We start from the raw sequence: 16,722 nt of genomic DNA, 5'->3' as shown, positions 1-16,722 counted from the left end.
TCTGTGACGGACGGCCCGAGAAGTCAACGACAAACCAGATGTATGGAGGCGCGATGGACCTGCTGTTCATGAGCGCCGACCCCCGCCCGGAAGTCGCTCTCCCGGCGTTGAGCCTGTTGGCGCACAATGTCCGGGTCCTGCCGCAGGACTTCGCGGCCTTGGTGGACGTGGGCCCGGTGGACGTGATCCTCGTCGACGCGAGGACAGACCTCGGATCCGCGCGGGGCTTGTGCCGCGTCCTCGCCGGGGCTGGGACCTCGCCAGTGATCGCCGCCTTGTTCCAAGAGGGCGGGCTGGTCGCGCTCTCCCCGGACTGGGGCATCGACGACTTCTTCCTCCCCGGCATCGGCCCGGCGGAGCTCGACGCCCGGCTGCGCCTCTTGCGCGGTCGCGCGGCGGCGAGCAGCGGATCGGACAAGGTGACGCTCGGCGAGCTCGTCATCGACGAGGGGACCTACACCGCGCGGTTGCGCGGGAAGTCCCTCGACCTCACCTACAAGGAGTTCGAGCTGCTGAAATACCTCGCGCAGCACGCAGGCCGGGTGTTCACCCGCGCGCAGCTGCTGCAAGAGGTGTGGGGCTACGACTTCTTCGGCGGCACCCGAACCGTCGACGTGCATGTGCGCCGCCTGCGGGCCAAGCTCGGCCCCGAGCACGAGGCGCTCATCGGGACGGTGCGCAACGTCGGCTACAAGGCGGTCCGCCCCAGCAATCGCAACGCGAAAGACCGTCGCCGCGACGAGGAAGAAGACCAGGAAGGCGAGAGCGCGGTCGCGGAGGCGGCCAACTAAACGGCGGCCTGCGGATGATGGACGATTTCAGCCGGGAAGAACTGGCCGACGGGACGCGGCGGATCGTCGCGCTCGTCGGGGAGGGCGACGAGGCGGGGTCGGCGGCCATCGAGCCCGGCAGGCCGGGGCAGCCGTCGATGGTCGAGGTGGAGGTTCGGCCCGAGCACCGGCTTTGCGGCCTCGGGACGAGGCTGGTGGGCGCGGCCCTCGCGGAGGCAGGCCCGGGGGCGTACCTGTGGGACCACGAGAACAGCCCGGTCTCGCAGGCCATCGTCCGGCGGTTCGGGCTGGTGCCGGTCCGCACGCTCCTGCAGATGCGCCGCTGGCTCGCGCATCCGCCGCTGCCCGAAGCGCGGCTCCCGGACGGCGTGTCGGCGCGCGTCTACCGTGGCGCGCAGGACGACGAGCAGCTGCTGCGGGTGAACAACGCGGCATTCGACTGGCATCCGGAGCAAGGCGGCTGGAGCCTCGCGAAACTGCGGGAGCGCTTGGCGCAGCCGTGGGTGGACCCGGCGGGGATCTTCCTCGCCGTGGACGAGGACGACCGACTGCTCGGCTTCCATTGGACGAAGGTGCACCCCGAGACGGCTTCAGAGCAGCGCAGAGGCGAGGTCTACGTCCTCGGGGTGGAGCCCGCGAGCCACGGCAAGGGCCTGGGCAAGGCGCTCACCCTGATCGGCCTGGAGCACCTGCGCGCGCAGTCGCTCGGACAGGCCGAGCTCTACGTGGAGCAGACGAACGCGCCCGCCGTCGCGACGTATCGGGGCCTGGGCTTTCGCGTCCACGCCCAGCACATCGCCTACGTCAGGGGGTGAAGCCCGGCGGCGGCGAGCATCTGCGGCACGGCGGTGAACTTGTCCCTGACCCGGTTCGCCGCATGTCCCCGCGCGAGCTCGGCGGCTTCGATGTTGAGCCAGCCCCGCCGGTCGACGACATCCGGCTGGCGTTGGCGCACCAGCTCGTCGAACGGGCCTTGGCCGTGCTCAGGGTCGGGCAGCAAGCCTTGGTTGTAGTCGTCGACCAGGGCGAACACCGTGTCGCGCGAGCAGCTCTTGTTGGTGCCGATGAACCCGCTGGGACCGCGTTTGATCCAACCGACCACGTACACGCCGGGCAGCGCGGCTCCGGTGGCCGGGTCGAGCACCCGCCCGTCCTCGTTCGGCACGACGGCGCGAACCTCGTCGAAGGGCAGGTCCTTGACCGGGAGCGCCCGGTATCCGATCGAGGTCAGCAGGAGCCCCGCCGGGATGGTCGTCGGCTCGGACGAGCCAGGGACCGAGCCGCCCGCTTCGAACTGGACTCCTTCGACCCGGTCTTCTCCGACCACGCGGACGGGGGAGAGCTGGTAGCAGAGCCGGATGTGGCGGCCAGAGCCCGAGGGCTCCGTCGGGAGGGTCGCGAGAAGCTCCAGCTTCTCCCTGCGGACCCGGTCGTCGGTCTCGGCGAGGGCCTTGAGCACCAGCTCGCGCGCGGGCGGGTCGAGCACGACCTCGACCGAGGAGGCCAAACCGATCAGCTCGGGCATGGTGAACGCCGAGAACTCCGGTCCACGGCGGCCGACGACGACCACTTCGCGCACCTTGCTGTCGTGCAGCGCGGCGAGCGCCGTCCGCGAGATGTCGGTGCCGTCGAGCGCAGCGGGATCGAGGGTCAGGACGCGGGCCACGTCGAGCGCCACGTTGCCGTTGCCGACGATCACGACCCGCTCATGGTCCAAACGGACGGGCAGCTCGGCGTGGTCGGGCAGCGCGTTGACCCATGTGACGAACTCCGTGGCCGTGAAGCTGCCAGGCAGGGCCGCCCCCGGGATGTCGAGGCGGCGGTCCGACGAGGCTCCGACCGCGTAGACCACCGCGTGGTGGTGGCGCAGCAGGTCCGCATGGGTCAGGTCGCGCCCGACGTCCACGTTCAGGTAGAAGGAGAAGCCGTCCTGGTCCGCGATCATGTCGAAAAGCTCGGCCACCTGCTTGGTGTGCTGATGGTCCGGGGCGACCCCCGCGCGGACCAAGCCGTACGGGGTCGGCAGTTTGTCGAACACGCTCACCTCGACTCCCGCCTGGGTGAGCAGCTCGTCCGCCGCGTACATGCCCGCGGGGCCGGAGCCGACGACCGCGACGCGCAGCGGGGTCCGCCGTTCCTCGACCTTCGGCGCCTCGGGGATCGGGGCGAGCATCGGGCTGTACCACAGCGGCCGCTTCCCCTTGGGGAAGTACGAGGCGTTGATCTCCAGGAACGGGAGCTGCTTCGGGCTGAGCTTGCTGTCCGGGACGATGGCTTCCACGGGGCAGGCGTCGACGCATGCCCCGCAGTCCACGCAGGCGCGCGGATCGATGTGCAGCATCTCGGCGGTGAGGAAGTCCGGCTCGTCCGGCGTGGGGTGGATGCAGTTCACCGGGCATGCGAAAACGCAGGACCCGTCGCTACAGCAGGACTGGGTGATGACGTGCGGCATAGAGGGCTGTGTCCGAACGCCGGGTCAGCCGACGAGGGCCGGTTGCTGCGGCTGGGGCAGGGGCTGCGAGAAGTGCCTGCGCTGCGGCTCGCTGCGGAAGCGCGAGGGGCGCCCGTCGATGGCCATCGCTTTCCACAACAGCTTCGCGACCGGGTTCATGATGCCCATCTCGTGCGCCAGCGCCCGCGAGTCCGCCAACAGGCGGCGGCGGAAGTCGCGAGCCTCGGGGCTCTCCCAGAAGATCTCCTTCTTGACGGCCTTGGGGATGTCGAACCGCCGCCAGAACGACTTGGGTGGCACCACGATCAGCTCCTCGACGAACCGCATGATCAGCGGGTACGCGATCGACAGCGCGAAGCGCGGCAGCCTGCCGACGCGCGGCGTGCGCAGTTTGAGGAACTCGTGCGCGAACGAGATGTGCCGGGCCTCCTCGGCGACGTGGATCGCCATGACGCCCTCCATGATCGGGTGGACCGACTTGCCCTCGCGCAGGATGGACTTCTGGATGAAGTCGATCGGCTCCTCGCCCGCGAGCACCGCGGTGAAGAACGCCGAGGGGAAGAACTCGGCCAGAAGCTCGGCCCCGAGCCCGATGACAGCGCGCTTGATCCTGCCGATGCCGCCCACCTCGGCCCCGATCCGGTTGACCATCTCCTGGAACATCTGGTTGTGGTTGCACTCCTCCGCGATCTCGTGCACGCAGTAGCGGTACTCCGGGGAGCCGTTGGGCAGCGAGACGCTGTAGAGGACCATGCCGCGGATGAGGAACGTCTCGAACTGGAGGCCGACCTTCGCGACGTTGGCCTGGCGCCACATCCCGACCTCGATCTGCTTCTCCTCGGGAAGGGACTGGTACCAGTCGGTCTTCGCGATGGGGTCGGTCTGCGGGAGGATCCACCGGGCGTCGTTCGGGACCACGTCGAACTCGGGCGAGTCCCAGGCGATGTCTGTGAAGGGGTTGAAGCTGCGTCGCACCGATCCCTCGGAGAGGGTCGCGAGCCTCTCGCTGTAGGCCTCGTCAGCGACGGGGTCCAGCTCTGCCAGCCAAGTCTGCCGCTTGATCACGGTGCCTCCTCATGGTGGATCGGTTTTCGTTGTCTAGATCACGGATGCTCCGTAACCTGTGTCACTAACTTTAGTCCTGCGGGCGGGGGGTTTCAATGCGCTATGGCCCATTCGTGCCGCATAGATCACATCGGCTAGATATGTGACCGATCTCTCAAACGGGGGATTGGGGAGGGTTTGTTCCACGTGGAACAAACCCTCCCCGGCGGCTCAGTCGGTGTGTGTCAGGCGTTCGGCGGGCTCAAGGCCGAAGCGTCCCGCCTGGTAGTCCTCGAAGGCCCGGACGATCTCGGCTTTCGTGTTCATCACGAACGGGCCGTAGTGGACGACCGGCTCGCGCAGCGGTCGTCCGCCGAGCAGCAGCACTTCGAGCGCGGGCTCCGCCGAGGGCTGGGCCGTGCTCGCCGAGAGGCTCAGGGCTTCGCCGTGTCCGAACACCACGAGCTGGCCTTTGCAGATCGGGCGGCCTTCGCTCCCGGCGGACCCGCTTCCCGCCAGCACGTAGGCGAGGGCGTTGAAGTCCGCGCGCCACGGCAGGGCCAGGCGGGCGCCGGGGCTGATCGTGGCATGGGCCATCGTGATGGGCGTGTACGTGGCCCCGGGGCCGGTGTGGCCCGCGACCTCGCCCGCGATGACCCGGACCAGCGCCCCGCCGTCGGCCGTGCTCGCGAGCGCGGCCGACGTGCCACGGATGTCCTGGTAGCGGGGCAGGACGAGTTTCTGCGCGCGCGGCAGGTTGACCCAGAGCTGCACGCCGTGGAACAGGCCGCCCGAGACGACGAGCTCCTCCGGCGGGCGCTCGATGTGCAGGACGCCGCCGCCCGCGGTCATCCATTGCGTGTCGCCGCCCCGGATCGTCCCGCTGCCGCCGTGCGAGTCGCGGTGCTCGAAGGTCCCGTCGATCATGTAGGTGACGGTCTCGAACCCTCGGTGCGGATGCCACGAGGTGCCCTTCGGCTCGCCGGGGGCGTATTCGACCTCGCCCATCTGGTCCATATGGATGAACGGGTCCAGCTCGGACATGGGCACTCCGGCGAACGCGCGGCGGACCGGGAAGCCTTCGCCCTCGTGCCCGGTGGGCGCGGTGGTGACGTACCGGACCGGGCGCTCTTCGGTCGTGACGGGATCCGGCGTCGCGATGCGCGGCAGGGTCAGAACGTCTGCGGTGATGGCGGGCATGTCAGTCCTTTCGGTTGTTCCGGGTTTCCGGTAACATAGTTGCTATGTCAACTACTACTGGGCCAAACGATCCCGAGGACAGCTTTATTCCGCCGTCATGGCTCGACGAGCGGGAGACCGCAGGCTGGCGCGGGTTCATCGACATGCACGCCGCGCTCATGGCGAAGCTGGACCGAGAGCTGCAGCGGCAGAGCGGGCTGTCCGGCGCGGATTACGGCGTGCTCGTCGAGCTGTCCGAGGCGGCGGGGCGCAGGCTCCGGTTCGGCGAGCTCGGCGGGCGGCTCGGCTGGGAGAAGAGCCGGGTCTCGCGCCAGGTGTCTCGGATGAACACCCGAGGACTGGTGGGCAGGGAGGACTGCCCCGACGACGGGCGGGGCGCGTTTGTCGTGCTCACGGCAAAAGGCCTCGCCGCGATCGAGCACGCGGCGCCGCGCCACGTCCGCGAGGTGCGGCGGTGGTTCGTCGAGGCGCTCACGCCACAGCAGCTGGAAGCCATGGCCGAGATCGCGGGCGCGGTCGTTCGCCGGTTAAGTGAACGCGAGGTAGACTGAGCTCAGAGCAGCCCCTCGTCAGTTTGGAGACTTCCTGTGACCGTCCCCCACTCGGAGAGCTCCCGGGAGGCATTCCCGGCCCCGGACCCCCTTGAGAATCCTCCCGGCGAGGAATGCGGCGTCTTCGGCGTGTGGGCTCCGGGCGAAGACGTCGCGAAGCTCTCCTACTACGGCCTGCACGCCCTGCAGCACCGAGGCCAAGAGGCGGCAGGGATCGCGGTGAGCGACGGCAGCCGGATCCTCGTCGTCAAAGACTTGGGCCTGGTGAGCAAGGTCTTCGACGAGTCGTCGCTCTCCACGCTGACCGGCCACATCGCGATCGGCCACTGCCGTTACTCCACCACGGGCGCCCCGGTCTGGGAGAACGCCCAGCCGATCTTCCGCACCGTCGCCTCCGGCGGGTGCGTCGCGCTCGGCCACAACGGCAACCTGGTCAACACCCTTGAGCTCTTGGAGCGCAGCACGGCGGGGGCGAGCGTCTTGCCCGTCGACCCGAAGAACTACAACCGGGACACGGTCGGCACGGACTCCGATCTCATCTGCGGCCTGCTCGCACAGGTGGCGGACGACCCGCAGCTCGAATTCGAAGACCTCGGCGGCGGCCGCACCGCGCTCGAGCGGGCGGCGTTGAAGCTGCTCCCGACGTTGCGCGGCGCGTTCTGCCTGACCTTCCTCGACGAGCACACCCTCTATGCGGCCCGCGACCCGTGGGGCGTCCGCCCGCTGTGCCTCGGGCGGCTGGAGCGCGGCTGGGTCGTGGCCAGCGAGACCAGCGCCCTGGACATCGTCGGCGCCTCGTTCGTCCGCGACATCGAGCCGGGCGAGCTGCTGGCCATCGACATGGACGGGGTGCGCTCCACTCGGTTCGCGAGCCCGCAGCCCAAGGGCTGCGTCTTCGAATACGTCTACCTCGCCCGGCCCGACTCGGTCATCGCGGGGCGCTCCGTGCACGCGGCGCGGGTGGAGATCGGCCGCCGCCTCGCCGAGGAGCACCCGGTGGACGCGGACCTCGTGATCCCCGTCCCCGAGTCCGGCACGCCCGCCGCGATCGGCTACGCCCAAGGCTCCGGCATCCCGTACGGCCAGGGCCTCACGAAGAACGCCTACGTGGGCCGGACCTTCATCCAGCCGTCGCAGACCATTCGCCAGCTCGGCATCCGGCTCAAGCTCAACCCGATGCGTGAGATCATCCGGGGCAAACGGCTCGTGGTGGTGGACGACTCCATCGTCCGTGGCAACACGCAGCGGGCCCTGGTGCGGATGCTGCGCGAGGCGGGCGCGATCGAGGTGCATGTGCGGATCGCCTCGCCGCCGGTGCGGTGGCCGTGCTTCTACGGCATCGACTTCCCGAGCACGACCGAGCTCATCGCGAACGGGGCGGACGGGCCCGAGGGCATGCTCGAAGGGGTGCGCCGCTCGATCCGCGCGGATTCGCTCGGGCATATCTCCCTCGAAGGGCTCGTCGCGGCCACCGAGCAGCCGCCGACCCGGTTGTGCACGGCTTGCTTCAACGGGGTCTACCCGATCCCGCTGCCAGAGGAGTCGGCATTGGGCAAGTCGGTGCTGGAGGGCCGCGCGGGCTAGTCCGCAGGCGCGGGGCTGCGCAGGCCGTGCCCCCGATGAGCGCGCCTCCTTATGCCGGAGGGCTCACCCCCGGCAGGGTCGGCCACGGAATCCGTATTCGTCCCATTTCTCGATGACATGGGTTTGCAGGTGCTCGGGGTACGCGTTGGCGAAGCTCGCGACGGCGCCTGTCGTCACGCCGGAGAGTTGGCTTGGCTGCAGGCAGCTGATGATGGCTTTCCCGCCGCGTCCCGCCGCCCGGTCCTCGTCGGTGAGATAGGGGACGAGCGGGATGCCGGGAGCGTCGTCGAATCGGTACACGCCGGTCCGGGGGTGGTGGCGGGTCGCGAGAGCCCACACCACTTGCTCGACGTCGGTGATGTCGATATCGTTCGCGACGAGCAGGACCTTGGGCACGAGCCAGCCTGCGTGCGAGGCGAAGAGCACCCGCGCGACGGCGTCCACCAGCTCGTGCTCGCTGGCGGGCCGAAGCCGGAGCGCGTCGAGGTCCACCGACACGACGAGCCAGCAGGTCGCGGCCTCGTAGCTGCACCAGGCCATATCGACCGGCAGCCCGTTGGAGCGCAACAGGTCCAACACGGAAGCGGAGATCATGGTTCCCCACACGGTGTGGTTCTCCTCTGCGGGAAGCCCGGCGACGCAGAACGGCAGGATCGGATTGTCGCGATGGGCCACGGCCTCGACGTGGAACACCGGTTGCGGTTTCGGATCTTCGAACTGGTAGCCGTGGTACTCGCCCATCGGTCCTTCCAGCGCGGTCTCGTCCGGGCTGATGTGTCCTTCGAGGACGATCTCCGCGTTGGCCGGGACCAGCAGCCCGTTGGTCTGCGCCCTGACGACTTCGACCGGGCTTCCGGTCAGCGCTCCGATGTACCCGTCCTCGCTGACCTGCGCGGGCAGCGGCATGCCCGCCGCGATGATCGACGCGGGCGGGGCCCCGACGACGAATGCCCACGGGGTCGGTTCGCCCCGGTCGCGCCACATGCCGTGGATCATCCCCAGATGTTGTTGCGGCATCGCGGGTCCGACGAGCGACCTGCGGTCGCGCAGCATCGCGCGCGAGATGGACCAGCTGGTCCACGATCCGTCCGGAGTCTGGACCACGTGGAAGCCGTACGTGCCGAAATAGCGTCCGCCGTCCTGCATGTGGAGCAGCGGGACGGGGAACTGTTCGAGGTCCACCGCATCGCCGAGCTGGATGTTCTGCCGCACGGGCCCGGTCTCGACCACGCGCGGCGGGATGGGGGCGGCGCGCATCGCGGCGACGAGGTGGTCGAGCAAGTCTTTGGGCTTCGCGCCCCGAGGCAGCCCCATGTGCGCGGCGAGGCGCCCGTAGCGCCCCCCGGGCAGCGAAGAGAGCCCTGCTGGGGCCCCGAAGAGCCGGAAGCCCGGCTCTGCTCCGGCCAGCCGTTCGAACAAGGGCGCCGGGCTTCGCGTGTCGTAGACCCGCCGGGCGATGGCCGCCGCTTCGAGGTTCGGGTCCACCTCGGCATGGATGCGGACCGCGTCCCCCTCGTGGAGGAGCTGGGCCACGAAATCCCGGAAATTGAGCTCGCTGCCGTGCTGTGCCACGGGATGCCCTCCTCAGATGTCGAGCGTGGGGACTGGTCTGCGGCGGGGCGCGTGCCCGCCGCCAAAATAGGACGTGCACGTCCTAGTCGGTCAGGCTCTATAATAGGACGTGTACGGAATTTTGTGTAGCCGCGACAGGGAGACGATGACCACAGACCGCTCGGCAATCCTCGCGGCCTTGGACGGGGTCGGCCCGTTGATCCGCAGGCTCGGCCAAGCGCACACGCAGCTCTGGCAGGAGCGCGTCGGGGGCGAGACCACCGGTCCCCAGTTCACGGTCCTCGGCCTCCTCTGCGTGCACGGCGCGATGGACCAGGGCGCGCTCGGCGCACGGGCCCATCTCGATAAATCCACTGCCGCAGACGTGGTCGAGCGCCTTCGTCAGCGCGGTCTCGTGACGGTCGGGCGAGATCCCCGGGATCTGCGGCGCAAAATGATCGGAGCCACCGACCAAGGCTGCGCCCTCGCGACGGGCCTCGCCGGAGACGTCGCTCGCATCGCCGACCAGCTCCTCGCCCGCCTCGCCCCAGAGGAACGGGCGGCGTTCATCGCCTTGGCCCGCCGCCTGGCCGCAGGCGATGAGGAGCCCGAGCCGTGGGGGCCGTCCGCTGGACCAGTCCGACCGAAGCGGGCACACGTCACAACTCCAGGGCAACGAGACTAGCGGAACGGGGAACGCGCGGTAGAATTCGCCGCATGTTCGTGCGGCGGGTGGTTTGTGCTCTTTTGGGAATGTCGGGCGTGCTGTGGGGAGGCCTCGCGGCGGCGCATGCGGGGCCGATCGACCCCGCGCAAGCCGTCCTCCAGCTCACGGAGCTCCCGGCATGGGGGCCTGTTGCCGATCAGAGCGCCCGCTTTGTCGGATTCACCATCGACCGCTCGCATGCTGAAGCCGCCGTGAAGGACGGCGAAGGGCGAGTGCGCGCGCGGGACGAGCGGCCGCTGCCCTCCGAGTTGTGGACGACGCTCGTCGCCAGGGCGAGCGGGCTCGCCCTCCCCGCGACCCCGTTCGTGCCTTCGGCTCCGCCCGACGGGCCGAAGACCATGCTCAAAATCCTGCAGAACGATGTCGAGGTCGCGCGGTTCGACACGACGAAAAGTGCGGCGGTCGCACAGGGGATCAAGGACATCGACACGCAGGTGAGAGCGCTTTTCGACATCCGCGCTTTGCAGGACAAGGCGAAGTAGCGGATTCCCGCGCGCTGGGCGCTCTCCGGCGGACAACCGGGAGCGGGCCGTGCCGCAGGCGCGCGCCTCTGCCGCCGTTGGCGCGACTCGGCTTTGCGCGGCAAAGCGCCTGTCCGCCAATATTTTAGATTCTTTCCGGGCGGATGTATTGACAAAGGGGCCGGAGGCTATTCACTGCAATTGATCTCAATTCGATTTGACACATTGTGCAGGATCATCTGACATATTCGAGCCTCGAACGGGGGCGGCCGCAGGTTCCGGCGATTAGTCTTCTCCGTTGAGAGATTGGCCAGGAACACGGGCCGAGCGCCCTGTCGCGATGGCTGTCGGGCGCGAATCTCTAGGAATCGTGAAACGGATGAATTGGGAAAGGCTGGTTGGAGCGGTTATGCCAGAATTCGCTTCGACTTTGCCAGCGAGCAATTTCCGGGTCGGTGTGAGCCGGGGCTTTCTAGGATTGTCGGAGATCGACCCCGCCACCGGCGAATGGGCCGGGTTCGACGTCGATGTCGCCCGAGCGGTGGCTGTCGCCCTCTTCGGCTCCGAGTCCGTGCTCGAGTTCGTGCCGCTCTCGTCGGCGGAGAGGTTCGAGGCCCTCGCGTCGGGGGAGGTGGATCTGGGTTGTTTCAACGCGACGACGACCTCGCTGCGCGAGCTCGTCGAGGGCGTCGTGTTCTCCCCGCCGACCCTGCACGACGGGGAAGTGTTCGCCACTCGGGCTTCGAACCTCGAAGACGCGGGGGAGCCGGTCTTCGCGCGGGCGAAGAGCAGGCGCGTGGCAGTGCTCAACGGCTCCACCACGCTCGTGAACGTCGAGCAGTACAGCCGGGAGCAGGGCGTCGACTTCATCCCGGTCTTCTACGACCTCCCCTCGGAGGCGTTGGCGGGCTACCGCGACGGGGCGGCTGACGTCGTCTGTTTGGACTCCTTCCTCCTCGCGGGCGAACTGGCCCGGCTCGGGGAGGCCGGGCATGTCCTGCTCGACGACGAAGTGACCCTTGAGCCGATGGCCCCGGCGGTGAGCATCCGCAGGCCGGAGCTCGCGACCGCCGTGCGGTGGGTCGTGCACACGCTCGTCGAAGCCGAACGTCTCGGGATCTCGCAGGAATCGCTCCGCGGCGGGTCCGCCGAGCGGGCCGATCACGGCGGCTATGTGTCCCAATTCCTCGACGGAGGACATCTGAAAGGGCGGGAATCGATCTTGCGGCCGGGATTTGTCCGAGATGTGGTCGGCGCGGTGGGAAATTACGCCGATGTCTTCCATCGAAATCTTGGTGCGGGTTCGGCGCTCAATTTGGACAGGAAAAAAAACCGGCTTGCGCAATTCGGCGGACTGCTCCACTCGCCACGGTTTATTTGATCACCACACATATTGGATTATTGGATGAGATATCGAAAAGGAATAGCATGACCAGCACTCTCTCGCGGCCTCCGCTCACGGGTAAAATTATTTCGGAAGGCTTTTCGTTCATCGAATCCGGCGTGGACGACATCAACGCCGAGGCGATCAGGTCGATCATCTTGGACGGGGACCACAACGGCGCGGTCGTGTACGTCATCCGGAACTCCTTCAGCGAACAGACCGGCGCCGCGATCGTCGAGGAGTTTGACCGGATCCTCGAACGGACGCAGGGCGGAAGCCGCACGAACGACAGCTACGTGCGGACCCAGCAGATCGGCTCGACCCAGTTCGCCAAGACCGGGCGCGAGTACGCGCTCGACCACGCCTCGCGCGCCCCGGAGCTGCTCGGCCTGCTCGACTCGGTCAGCGAGGAGGAGCTGGAGACGGTGTTCCGCACCGGGCTGGTCGAGAAGGTCCTCGGCTCGGCGGGCGTGACCTTCCGCGCGAGCCGGTACAAGAACCTTTCCGCGGGTTTCGCGACGTTCCGCCGCTGGCTGGACAACGGGGAGATGTCGCTCATGCCGCACGACGACTCCGCCCAGTTGAAGTACGCCGCGCGCGACAGCTTCGAAATCGCCTCGGTCCCGCACGTCGTCAGCTACAACGCGGCGATCCAGAGCAGCGCCAGCGGCGGATTGCTCAGCGTGTGGAACCTCAGCCCCGACGACGAGTACCGAGCCCATTTCGGCGTGGTCGAGACGGGCTACCCGTATCCCGTCGACGTGGTGGTCGAGATCGAGTCGATCCGCCTCGAGCTCCGGGTCGGCGATGTCTACTTCCTGAATTCGAGCTTCATCCATGGCGTCACCAGCGTCGCCGCCGGGCAGCGCCTGACGGCGGGCCGGTTCATCGGGCGGGTCTCGGCGGACGCGGCGGTGTACTGGACATGACGACGAGCCCTCTTCCTGTCCGAGGCCCCGAGGTCGGCTCCTCCGTCGCGGCATTGCGCGCCGACGGATACGCGATCATCCGGGGGAGCGTGTTCGAGGAGGCGATCGTCGGGCAGCTCGGGGTCGAAGCCGCGAGGGCAGGCCTCGCCGAGCTGCGCGACGGTTTCGGCGGGTCCCCGAAGGACCCCTATTCGCCCGGCAACCGCAGGCGCTCCTACGCCCAGGTGCGGCTCACCGGGTTCGACGATTTCGAATTCGGCATATACGAGCCCTACCTGCAGACCGCGAAGTACAACCCGGACACCGGCGGGGTCGTGCGGGAGTACCCGCTCATCGAGCCCGCGCTGCGGGAGAACTCGGTGCTGCGGGCGCTCGTCTCGGCGGACGTGGGTTTTGTCCGCGAGTACCGGGAGATCGGCGATCCGTCGGAGACGATGATCGGCGTGCATCTGTTCCGCTACGAGGCGTATCCGGGCGACCCGGCCTACAGCTCCCCCAACTGGCTGCACCGGGACGACGAGGATGTCGTGTTCGTCCACCTGGTCGACAGGTCGCGCGACGCCGTCGGCGGCGACAGCGTCATTGCGGCGAACGCGAAGCAGATCGAGCTCGTGCATCCGCTGGCGGACGTCTTCGACACCTTGGTCACGAACCACAAGAAACTGCACGCCGTCACCCCGGTGGGCAGCGCGAGCGCCTCCGTGCTCTCGCCCGCGGTGCGCGACATCATCCTCGTGACGTTCCAGCGGCGCGCCCATGCCGAGTGAGCCGCGGCCCAGCGTCGCGGTGGTGACCGGCGCGTCGGGGGGCATCGGGCAGGGGATCGTGCGGGCCTTCCTCGACGAAGGGGCTTCGGTCGTCGGGATCGACGCGGTCCCGGGCAAAGACTTCGGCGGACGCTACCGGCACCTCGCGCTCGACGTGACCGACGCGCGCCGCGTCGCCGAGGCCGTCGCCGAAGCCGTGGATTCGAGCGAGGCGACATACACATTGGTCAATGCGGTCGGCGTGCGCGAAATCGTGCCGACCCGCGAATTGCCGGTCGCGGAGTTCGAGCATGTCCTGCGCATCAACACGACTTCGCTGTTCGTCGCCAGCCAGGCGTTCTGCGAGGCGGTCATCGCGCGGTCCGCGGCCCACGCCAGCATTGTCAACATCGCTTCGGTGTCCGGCTTCCTCGCGGAGCCCAACCGCACCGCGTACACCACGTCGAAACACGCGGTGATCGGCCTGACCAAGCAGTTCGCCCTGGAATACGCCAAGCACGGGATCCGGGCCAACGCCGTGGCCCCCGGCGTCATCCGCACGCCGCTCACCGAGGCGTACTTCCATGACGAGGAGCAGCTCGCCCGAGTGCTCCGAGGCCAGCTGCTGGACCGAGTCGGAGCCCCGGAGGACGTCGGCCATGCCGTCGCCTTCCTCGCCGACGAGCGGTCCGCGTTCATCACAGGGGCTATCCTCGTCGTCGACGGCGGATGGACTGTGGGAAAAGACCTCTGAAAACGGTATTCCGTAGGAAAGGATCCACACTATGACGACTTCGCCCGACCACGCGGACGAGGACTACATCCTTATTGTCGGGGCCGACGTGGTCCTGCGCGAGCGCACCCTCGCAGGCGCCCTCAGGGCGGCGGCGGGCAGGCCCGTCTTCTCCGTCGGGTCGGACCGCAGCTCGCCAGGGCTGCGGTATTTCGACGGCAGCCTCCTCGCGAACATCGCCGACGGCGAGGGCATCGTGGCCGCGGCTCGCGAGCACGAGTCCCGCACCGGGGCCAAGCCGTTCGCGGTCGTCCCGACGAACGATTTCACCGTCACCTCGGCGGCGCAGGTCGCCGCCGAGTTCGGCCTGCCGCACAACTCGTTGGAGACCGTCGAGCGGTGTCGGGACAAGGCGCTCATGAAAGAGGCGTTCGCGCGGGCGGGGGTGCCGACGCCCCAGCACCGCGGGTTCACCTCGTACGACGAGCTCAAGCAAGCGGTCGCCGACCTCAGGTTCCCCGTCGTGATCAAACCCCGGCAGATGGCGGGCAGCCTTGGCGTCATCAAAGTGGACGACCCCGAGCGGTTGGAGGAGGTCTACCGCGAGTCGGCCGCCGCTGTCGAATCCCTCGGCGGGATGGCGAACTCCCCCGAAGACCTCTTCCAGGTCGAGGAGTACATCGACTATCCGTACGAGGTCAGCGTCGAAGTCGCGCATATCCCGGGCGTCGGCAGGCAAGTGCTCGCGGTGACCGACAAGCTGACCGGGGCCGAGCCGTATTTCGTCGAGGTCGGGCATATCGTCCCCTCCCGCCACAGCGCCAACGAGGCGCTCGCGGACATCGCCCTGCGCGCGTGCGAGGCGCTGGGGATCGAGTACGGCGTGGCGCACTTCGAGGCGAAGGTGAGCGAGGAGGGCGACGTGCGCGTCATCGAGGTCGCGGCCCGGACGGGCGGCGACGCGATCATGGATCTCGTCGAAGACGTGTACGGGATCAACCCGTACCAGGTCCACGTGCAGTCGTATCTGCCGGGCGAGCAGCAGTCTCCCGCGCGGCGGGAGCCTGAGGTCGTGGCGGGCATCGGCTTCCTCAAAGCCCAGCCGGGGGTCGTCGCGCAGGTGCGGCCCGCCGACCTCCTCAAAAGCCCGGAAGTGAAATTCTTCTCGATCACCGCACGCAAAGGCGACCTCGTCAAACCGCTGACTTCGTGGCGGGACCGGGAGGGGTTCGTCCGCTACCGCTGGCCGATCGACGGGGCGGGCGCCGACGCGCCGGCCGAGCGCCTGCTTTCGACGACTCGGGCGATCGCCGACGCGACGTTCGTCGTTGTGGGCGAATGACCCGGTCCGGTCAGGCGCTGGACTTCCGGCGTTTCATGCTCTCGCGGGCGCTCGGATCGCTGTGCGACCAGTTCCTCATGTTCGCCGTGCCGCTCGCCATCTTGCAGGAGACGCATTCGGCGCGGCTGACAGCGACGGCTTTCGTCATCGAGTGGATACCGCGAGTGGTCGGCTTCCCCGTCGTCGGAGCCCTCATCGACGGGTTGAATCTGCGCCGGACCTTCGTCTTCCTCGATCTCGGACGTGTTGTGGCGCTGCTCCTCGCCGCCGCGCTGCTCCACACGACAGGGACGTTCGCCACGCTGTCCGCGCTCATGGCCTGCATGTCGATCGGGTACGTCACGAACTTCCTCGGCATCGAGGCCGTCATCCCGAACAATCTGGAGCCGTCGAGGTTCCCCGCCGCGCATTCGACGGTGCAGGCTGTCGAGCAAGGGTCCCAAGTCTTGGGGCCCGCGCTCGCCGCAGTGCTCTACCAGCACGACGGCATCACGCTCGTGCTCCTCGTGTGCGCGGGGGTCTTCGCGCTTTCGGCCCTCAACACGTCCGCGCTCTTTTTCAAGGATTCGTCCCATGCGAACACCGCGTCCATCAAATCCGCCGTCGCGACGAACCTTTTGGCCGTCCGGACGCTGATGGAGAGGCCCTCCGTTTTCTACCTCAGCGGCATGACGTGGGTGGTCAACCTCGTGTTCGGGACCACGCTCGCCATCGCAGCAGCGGTCGTCGTGCAGTACTTCGCCCGCTCGTCCGCGACGTTCGGGCTCATGCAGTCGAGCGCGGCCGTCGCGGCTATCGCAGTGTTCGGGGTGGTCCCGTTCCTGACTCGCCGGCTCGGAGTCGCCGCCGTTGGCAGGTTCGCCCTGATCGCGATGATCACCGCCGGGCTCGTCCTCGGGCTGGCGCCTGCGTTTGTGCCCTTCGCCGTCGGATATTGCGTGCTCAACGCTTTCGACGGCGTGTTCAACGTGTACGTGCGCACGATGCGCAGCACGATCCTCCCGAAAGAGCACCTCGGCAAAGTCATGGGGATCGTCGGGGCGATCAATCTCCTCTCCATACCGCTGGGCGGGCTTGTCGCCTCGGTCTTGAGCGCGACGCTGCCGTTGCCGAGGGTCATCTTGGTCTCGACCGCGCTCGCCGTTGTGCTGTGCCTCGCGCTGATCCTCGTCGGCAAGTTCAAGCTCGGCTACCGGGACGGGTTCCCGGCAGTTCCCGTCGGTTGAG

General features: G+C 68.3%; 16 protein-coding genes. 12 read left to right on the top strand and 4 right to left on the bottom strand.

The window, feature by feature from the left end:
• The first annotated feature begins 53 nt into the window (after window positions 1-53).
• Both ACRC20_RS16995 and mshD read left to right on the top strand, forming a co-directional pair.
• Window positions 54-791: a winged helix-turn-helix transcriptional regulator gene (locus ACRC20_RS16995; RefSeq protein ID WP_438687577.1), complete on the top strand. Its 738-nt coding sequence runs from the start codon at window positions 54-56 to the stop codon at window positions 789-791.
• 14 nt (window positions 792-805) lie between these two features.
• Window positions 806-1,606, top strand: a complete 801-nt coding sequence (gene mshD, locus ACRC20_RS16990) for a mycothiol synthase (RefSeq protein ID WP_438687576.1) — start codon at window positions 806-808, stop codon at window positions 1,604-1,606.
• On the opposite strand, the gene ACRC20_RS16985 is transcribed toward mshD, so the two are convergent.
• The 3 genes from ACRC20_RS16985 to ACRC20_RS16975 all read right to left on the bottom strand — a co-directional run bounded on the left by ACRC20_RS16985 (window position 1,591) and on the right by ACRC20_RS16975 (window position 5,487).
• Window positions 1,591-3,243, bottom strand: coding sequence for an FAD-dependent oxidoreductase (locus ACRC20_RS16985; RefSeq protein ID WP_438687575.1), 1,653 nt, complete (start codon window positions 3,241-3,243; stop codon window positions 1,591-1,593). The genes mshD and ACRC20_RS16985 overlap by 16 nt on opposite strands.
• Window positions 3,244-3,267: 24 nt before the next feature.
• A complete protein-coding gene (locus ACRC20_RS16980; RefSeq protein WP_438687574.1) occupies window positions 3,268-4,308 on the bottom strand; it encodes an AurF N-oxygenase family protein in 1,041 nt (346 codons plus the stop codon).
• Between the two features lie 210 nt (window positions 4,309-4,518).
• Complete coding sequence (locus ACRC20_RS16975; protein ID WP_438687573.1) at window positions 4,519-5,487, bottom strand: pirin family protein; 969 nt, start codon at window positions 5,485-5,487, stop codon at window positions 4,519-4,521.
• Window positions 5,488-5,531: 44 nt separating this feature from the next.
• Between ACRC20_RS16975 and ACRC20_RS16970 the strand changes: the two genes are divergently transcribed.
• Both ACRC20_RS16970 and purF read left to right on the top strand, forming a co-directional pair.
• Window positions 5,532-6,038 carry a MarR family winged helix-turn-helix transcriptional regulator gene (locus ACRC20_RS16970; protein WP_438687572.1) on the top strand — a complete coding sequence of 169 codons (507 nt, stop codon included), beginning with the start codon at window positions 5,532-5,534 and terminating at the stop codon, window positions 6,036-6,038.
• A gap of 36 nt (window positions 6,039-6,074) precedes the next feature.
• On the top strand, window positions 6,075-7,622 hold the full coding sequence (purF, locus tag ACRC20_RS16965) for an amidophosphoribosyltransferase (protein WP_438687571.1): 1,548 nt from the start codon (window positions 6,075-6,077) through the stop codon (window positions 7,620-7,622).
• A 63-nt stretch (window positions 7,623-7,685) separates the two neighbouring features.
• On the opposite strand, the gene ACRC20_RS16960 is transcribed toward purF, so the two are convergent.
• The gene (locus tag ACRC20_RS16960; protein WP_438687570.1) at window positions 7,686-9,194 is read right to left on the bottom strand and encodes a UbiD family decarboxylase; all 1,509 of its coding nucleotides are present in this window, start codon (window positions 9,192-9,194) and stop codon (window positions 7,686-7,688) included.
• Between the two features lie 145 nt (window positions 9,195-9,339).
• Between ACRC20_RS16960 and ACRC20_RS16955 the strand changes: the two genes are divergently transcribed.
• The 8 genes from ACRC20_RS16955 to ACRC20_RS16920 all read left to right on the top strand — a co-directional run bounded on the left by ACRC20_RS16955 (window position 9,340) and on the right by ACRC20_RS16920 (window position 16,721).
• Window positions 9,340-9,858 carry a MarR family winged helix-turn-helix transcriptional regulator gene (locus ACRC20_RS16955; protein ID WP_438687569.1) on the top strand — a complete coding sequence of 173 codons (519 nt, stop codon included), beginning with the start codon at window positions 9,340-9,342 and terminating at the stop codon, window positions 9,856-9,858.
• Window positions 9,859-9,890: 32 nt separating this feature from the next.
• A complete protein-coding gene (locus ACRC20_RS16950) occupies window positions 9,891-10,382 on the top strand; it encodes a hypothetical protein (protein ID WP_438687568.1) in 492 nt (163 codons plus the stop codon).
• Window positions 10,383-10,791: 409 nt separating this feature from the next.
• Window positions 10,792-11,742: a transporter substrate-binding domain-containing protein gene (locus tag ACRC20_RS16945; protein WP_438687567.1), complete on the top strand. Its 951-nt coding sequence runs from the start codon at window positions 10,792-10,794 to the stop codon at window positions 11,740-11,742.
• 47 nt (window positions 11,743-11,789) lie between these two features.
• A complete protein-coding gene (locus tag ACRC20_RS16940) occupies window positions 11,790-12,674 on the top strand; it encodes a 2OG-Fe(II)-dependent halogenase WelO5 family protein (RefSeq protein ID WP_438687566.1) in 885 nt (294 codons plus the stop codon).
• On the top strand, window positions 12,671-13,441 hold the full coding sequence (locus tag ACRC20_RS16935; protein ID WP_438687565.1) for a 2OG-Fe dioxygenase family protein: 771 nt from the start codon (window positions 12,671-12,673) through the stop codon (window positions 13,439-13,441). The genes ACRC20_RS16940 and ACRC20_RS16935 overlap by 4 nt, the downstream gene beginning before the upstream one ends.
• Window positions 13,431-14,174, top strand: a complete 744-nt coding sequence (locus tag ACRC20_RS16930) for an SDR family NAD(P)-dependent oxidoreductase (protein WP_438687564.1) — start codon at window positions 13,431-13,433, stop codon at window positions 14,172-14,174. Before ACRC20_RS16935 ends, ACRC20_RS16930 begins: the two co-directional genes overlap by 11 nt.
• A 31-nt stretch (window positions 14,175-14,205) precedes the next feature.
• Window positions 14,206-15,495, top strand: a complete 1,290-nt coding sequence (locus ACRC20_RS16925; RefSeq protein WP_438687563.1) for an ATP-grasp domain-containing protein — start codon at window positions 14,206-14,208, stop codon at window positions 15,493-15,495.
• On the top strand, window positions 15,492-16,721 hold the full coding sequence (locus ACRC20_RS16920) for an MFS transporter (RefSeq protein WP_438687562.1): 1,230 nt from the start codon (window positions 15,492-15,494) through the stop codon (window positions 16,719-16,721). Before ACRC20_RS16925 ends, ACRC20_RS16920 begins: the two co-directional genes overlap by 4 nt.
• Window position 16,722 lies beyond the last annotated feature (1 nt).

The organism is Segniliparus sp. (assembly GCF_051660745.1).
GTDB lineage: Bacteria > Actinomycetota > Actinomycetes > Mycobacteriales > Mycobacteriaceae > Segniliparus.
Note: the sequence above shows the minus strand (reverse complement) of the source record. Positions and strands in the feature narration are given on the sequence as shown.

Excerpts from the sequence above, each read along its gene's own strand:
- ACRC20_RS16995 (WP_438687577.1), top strand. The coding sequence starts at position 54 with ATGGACCTGCTGTTCATGAGCGCCGACCCCCGCCCGGAAGTCGCTCTC.
- mshD (WP_438687576.1), top strand. The coding sequence starts at position 806 with ATGATGGACGATTTCAGCCGGGAAGAACTGGCCGACGGGACGCGGCGG.
- ACRC20_RS16985 (WP_438687575.1), bottom strand. The coding sequence starts at position 3,243 with ATGCCGCACGTCATCACCCAGTCCTGCTGTAGCGACGGGTCCTGCGTT.
- ACRC20_RS16975 (WP_438687573.1), bottom strand. The coding sequence starts at position 5,487 with ATGCCCGCCATCACCGCAGACGTTCTGACCCTGCCGCGCATCGCGACG.
- ACRC20_RS16970 (WP_438687572.1), top strand. The coding sequence starts at position 5,532 with ATGTCAACTACTACTGGGCCAAACGATCCCGAGGACAGCTTTATTCCG.
- ACRC20_RS16955 (WP_438687569.1), top strand. The coding sequence starts at position 9,340 with ATGACCACAGACCGCTCGGCAATCCTCGCGGCCTTGGACGGGGTCGGC.
- ACRC20_RS16950 (WP_438687568.1), top strand. The coding sequence starts at position 9,891 with ATGTTCGTGCGGCGGGTGGTTTGTGCTCTTTTGGGAATGTCGGGCGTG.
- ACRC20_RS16940 (WP_438687566.1), top strand. The coding sequence starts at position 11,790 with ATGACCAGCACTCTCTCGCGGCCTCCGCTCACGGGTAAAATTATTTCG.
- ACRC20_RS16935 (WP_438687565.1), top strand. The coding sequence starts at position 12,671 with ATGACGACGAGCCCTCTTCCTGTCCGAGGCCCCGAGGTCGGCTCCTCC.
- ACRC20_RS16930 (WP_438687564.1), top strand. The coding sequence starts at position 13,431 with ATGCCGAGTGAGCCGCGGCCCAGCGTCGCGGTGGTGACCGGCGCGTCG.
- ACRC20_RS16925 (WP_438687563.1), top strand. The coding sequence starts at position 14,206 with ATGACGACTTCGCCCGACCACGCGGACGAGGACTACATCCTTATTGTC.
- ACRC20_RS16920 (WP_438687562.1), top strand. The coding sequence starts at position 15,492 with ATGACCCGGTCCGGTCAGGCGCTGGACTTCCGGCGTTTCATGCTCTCG.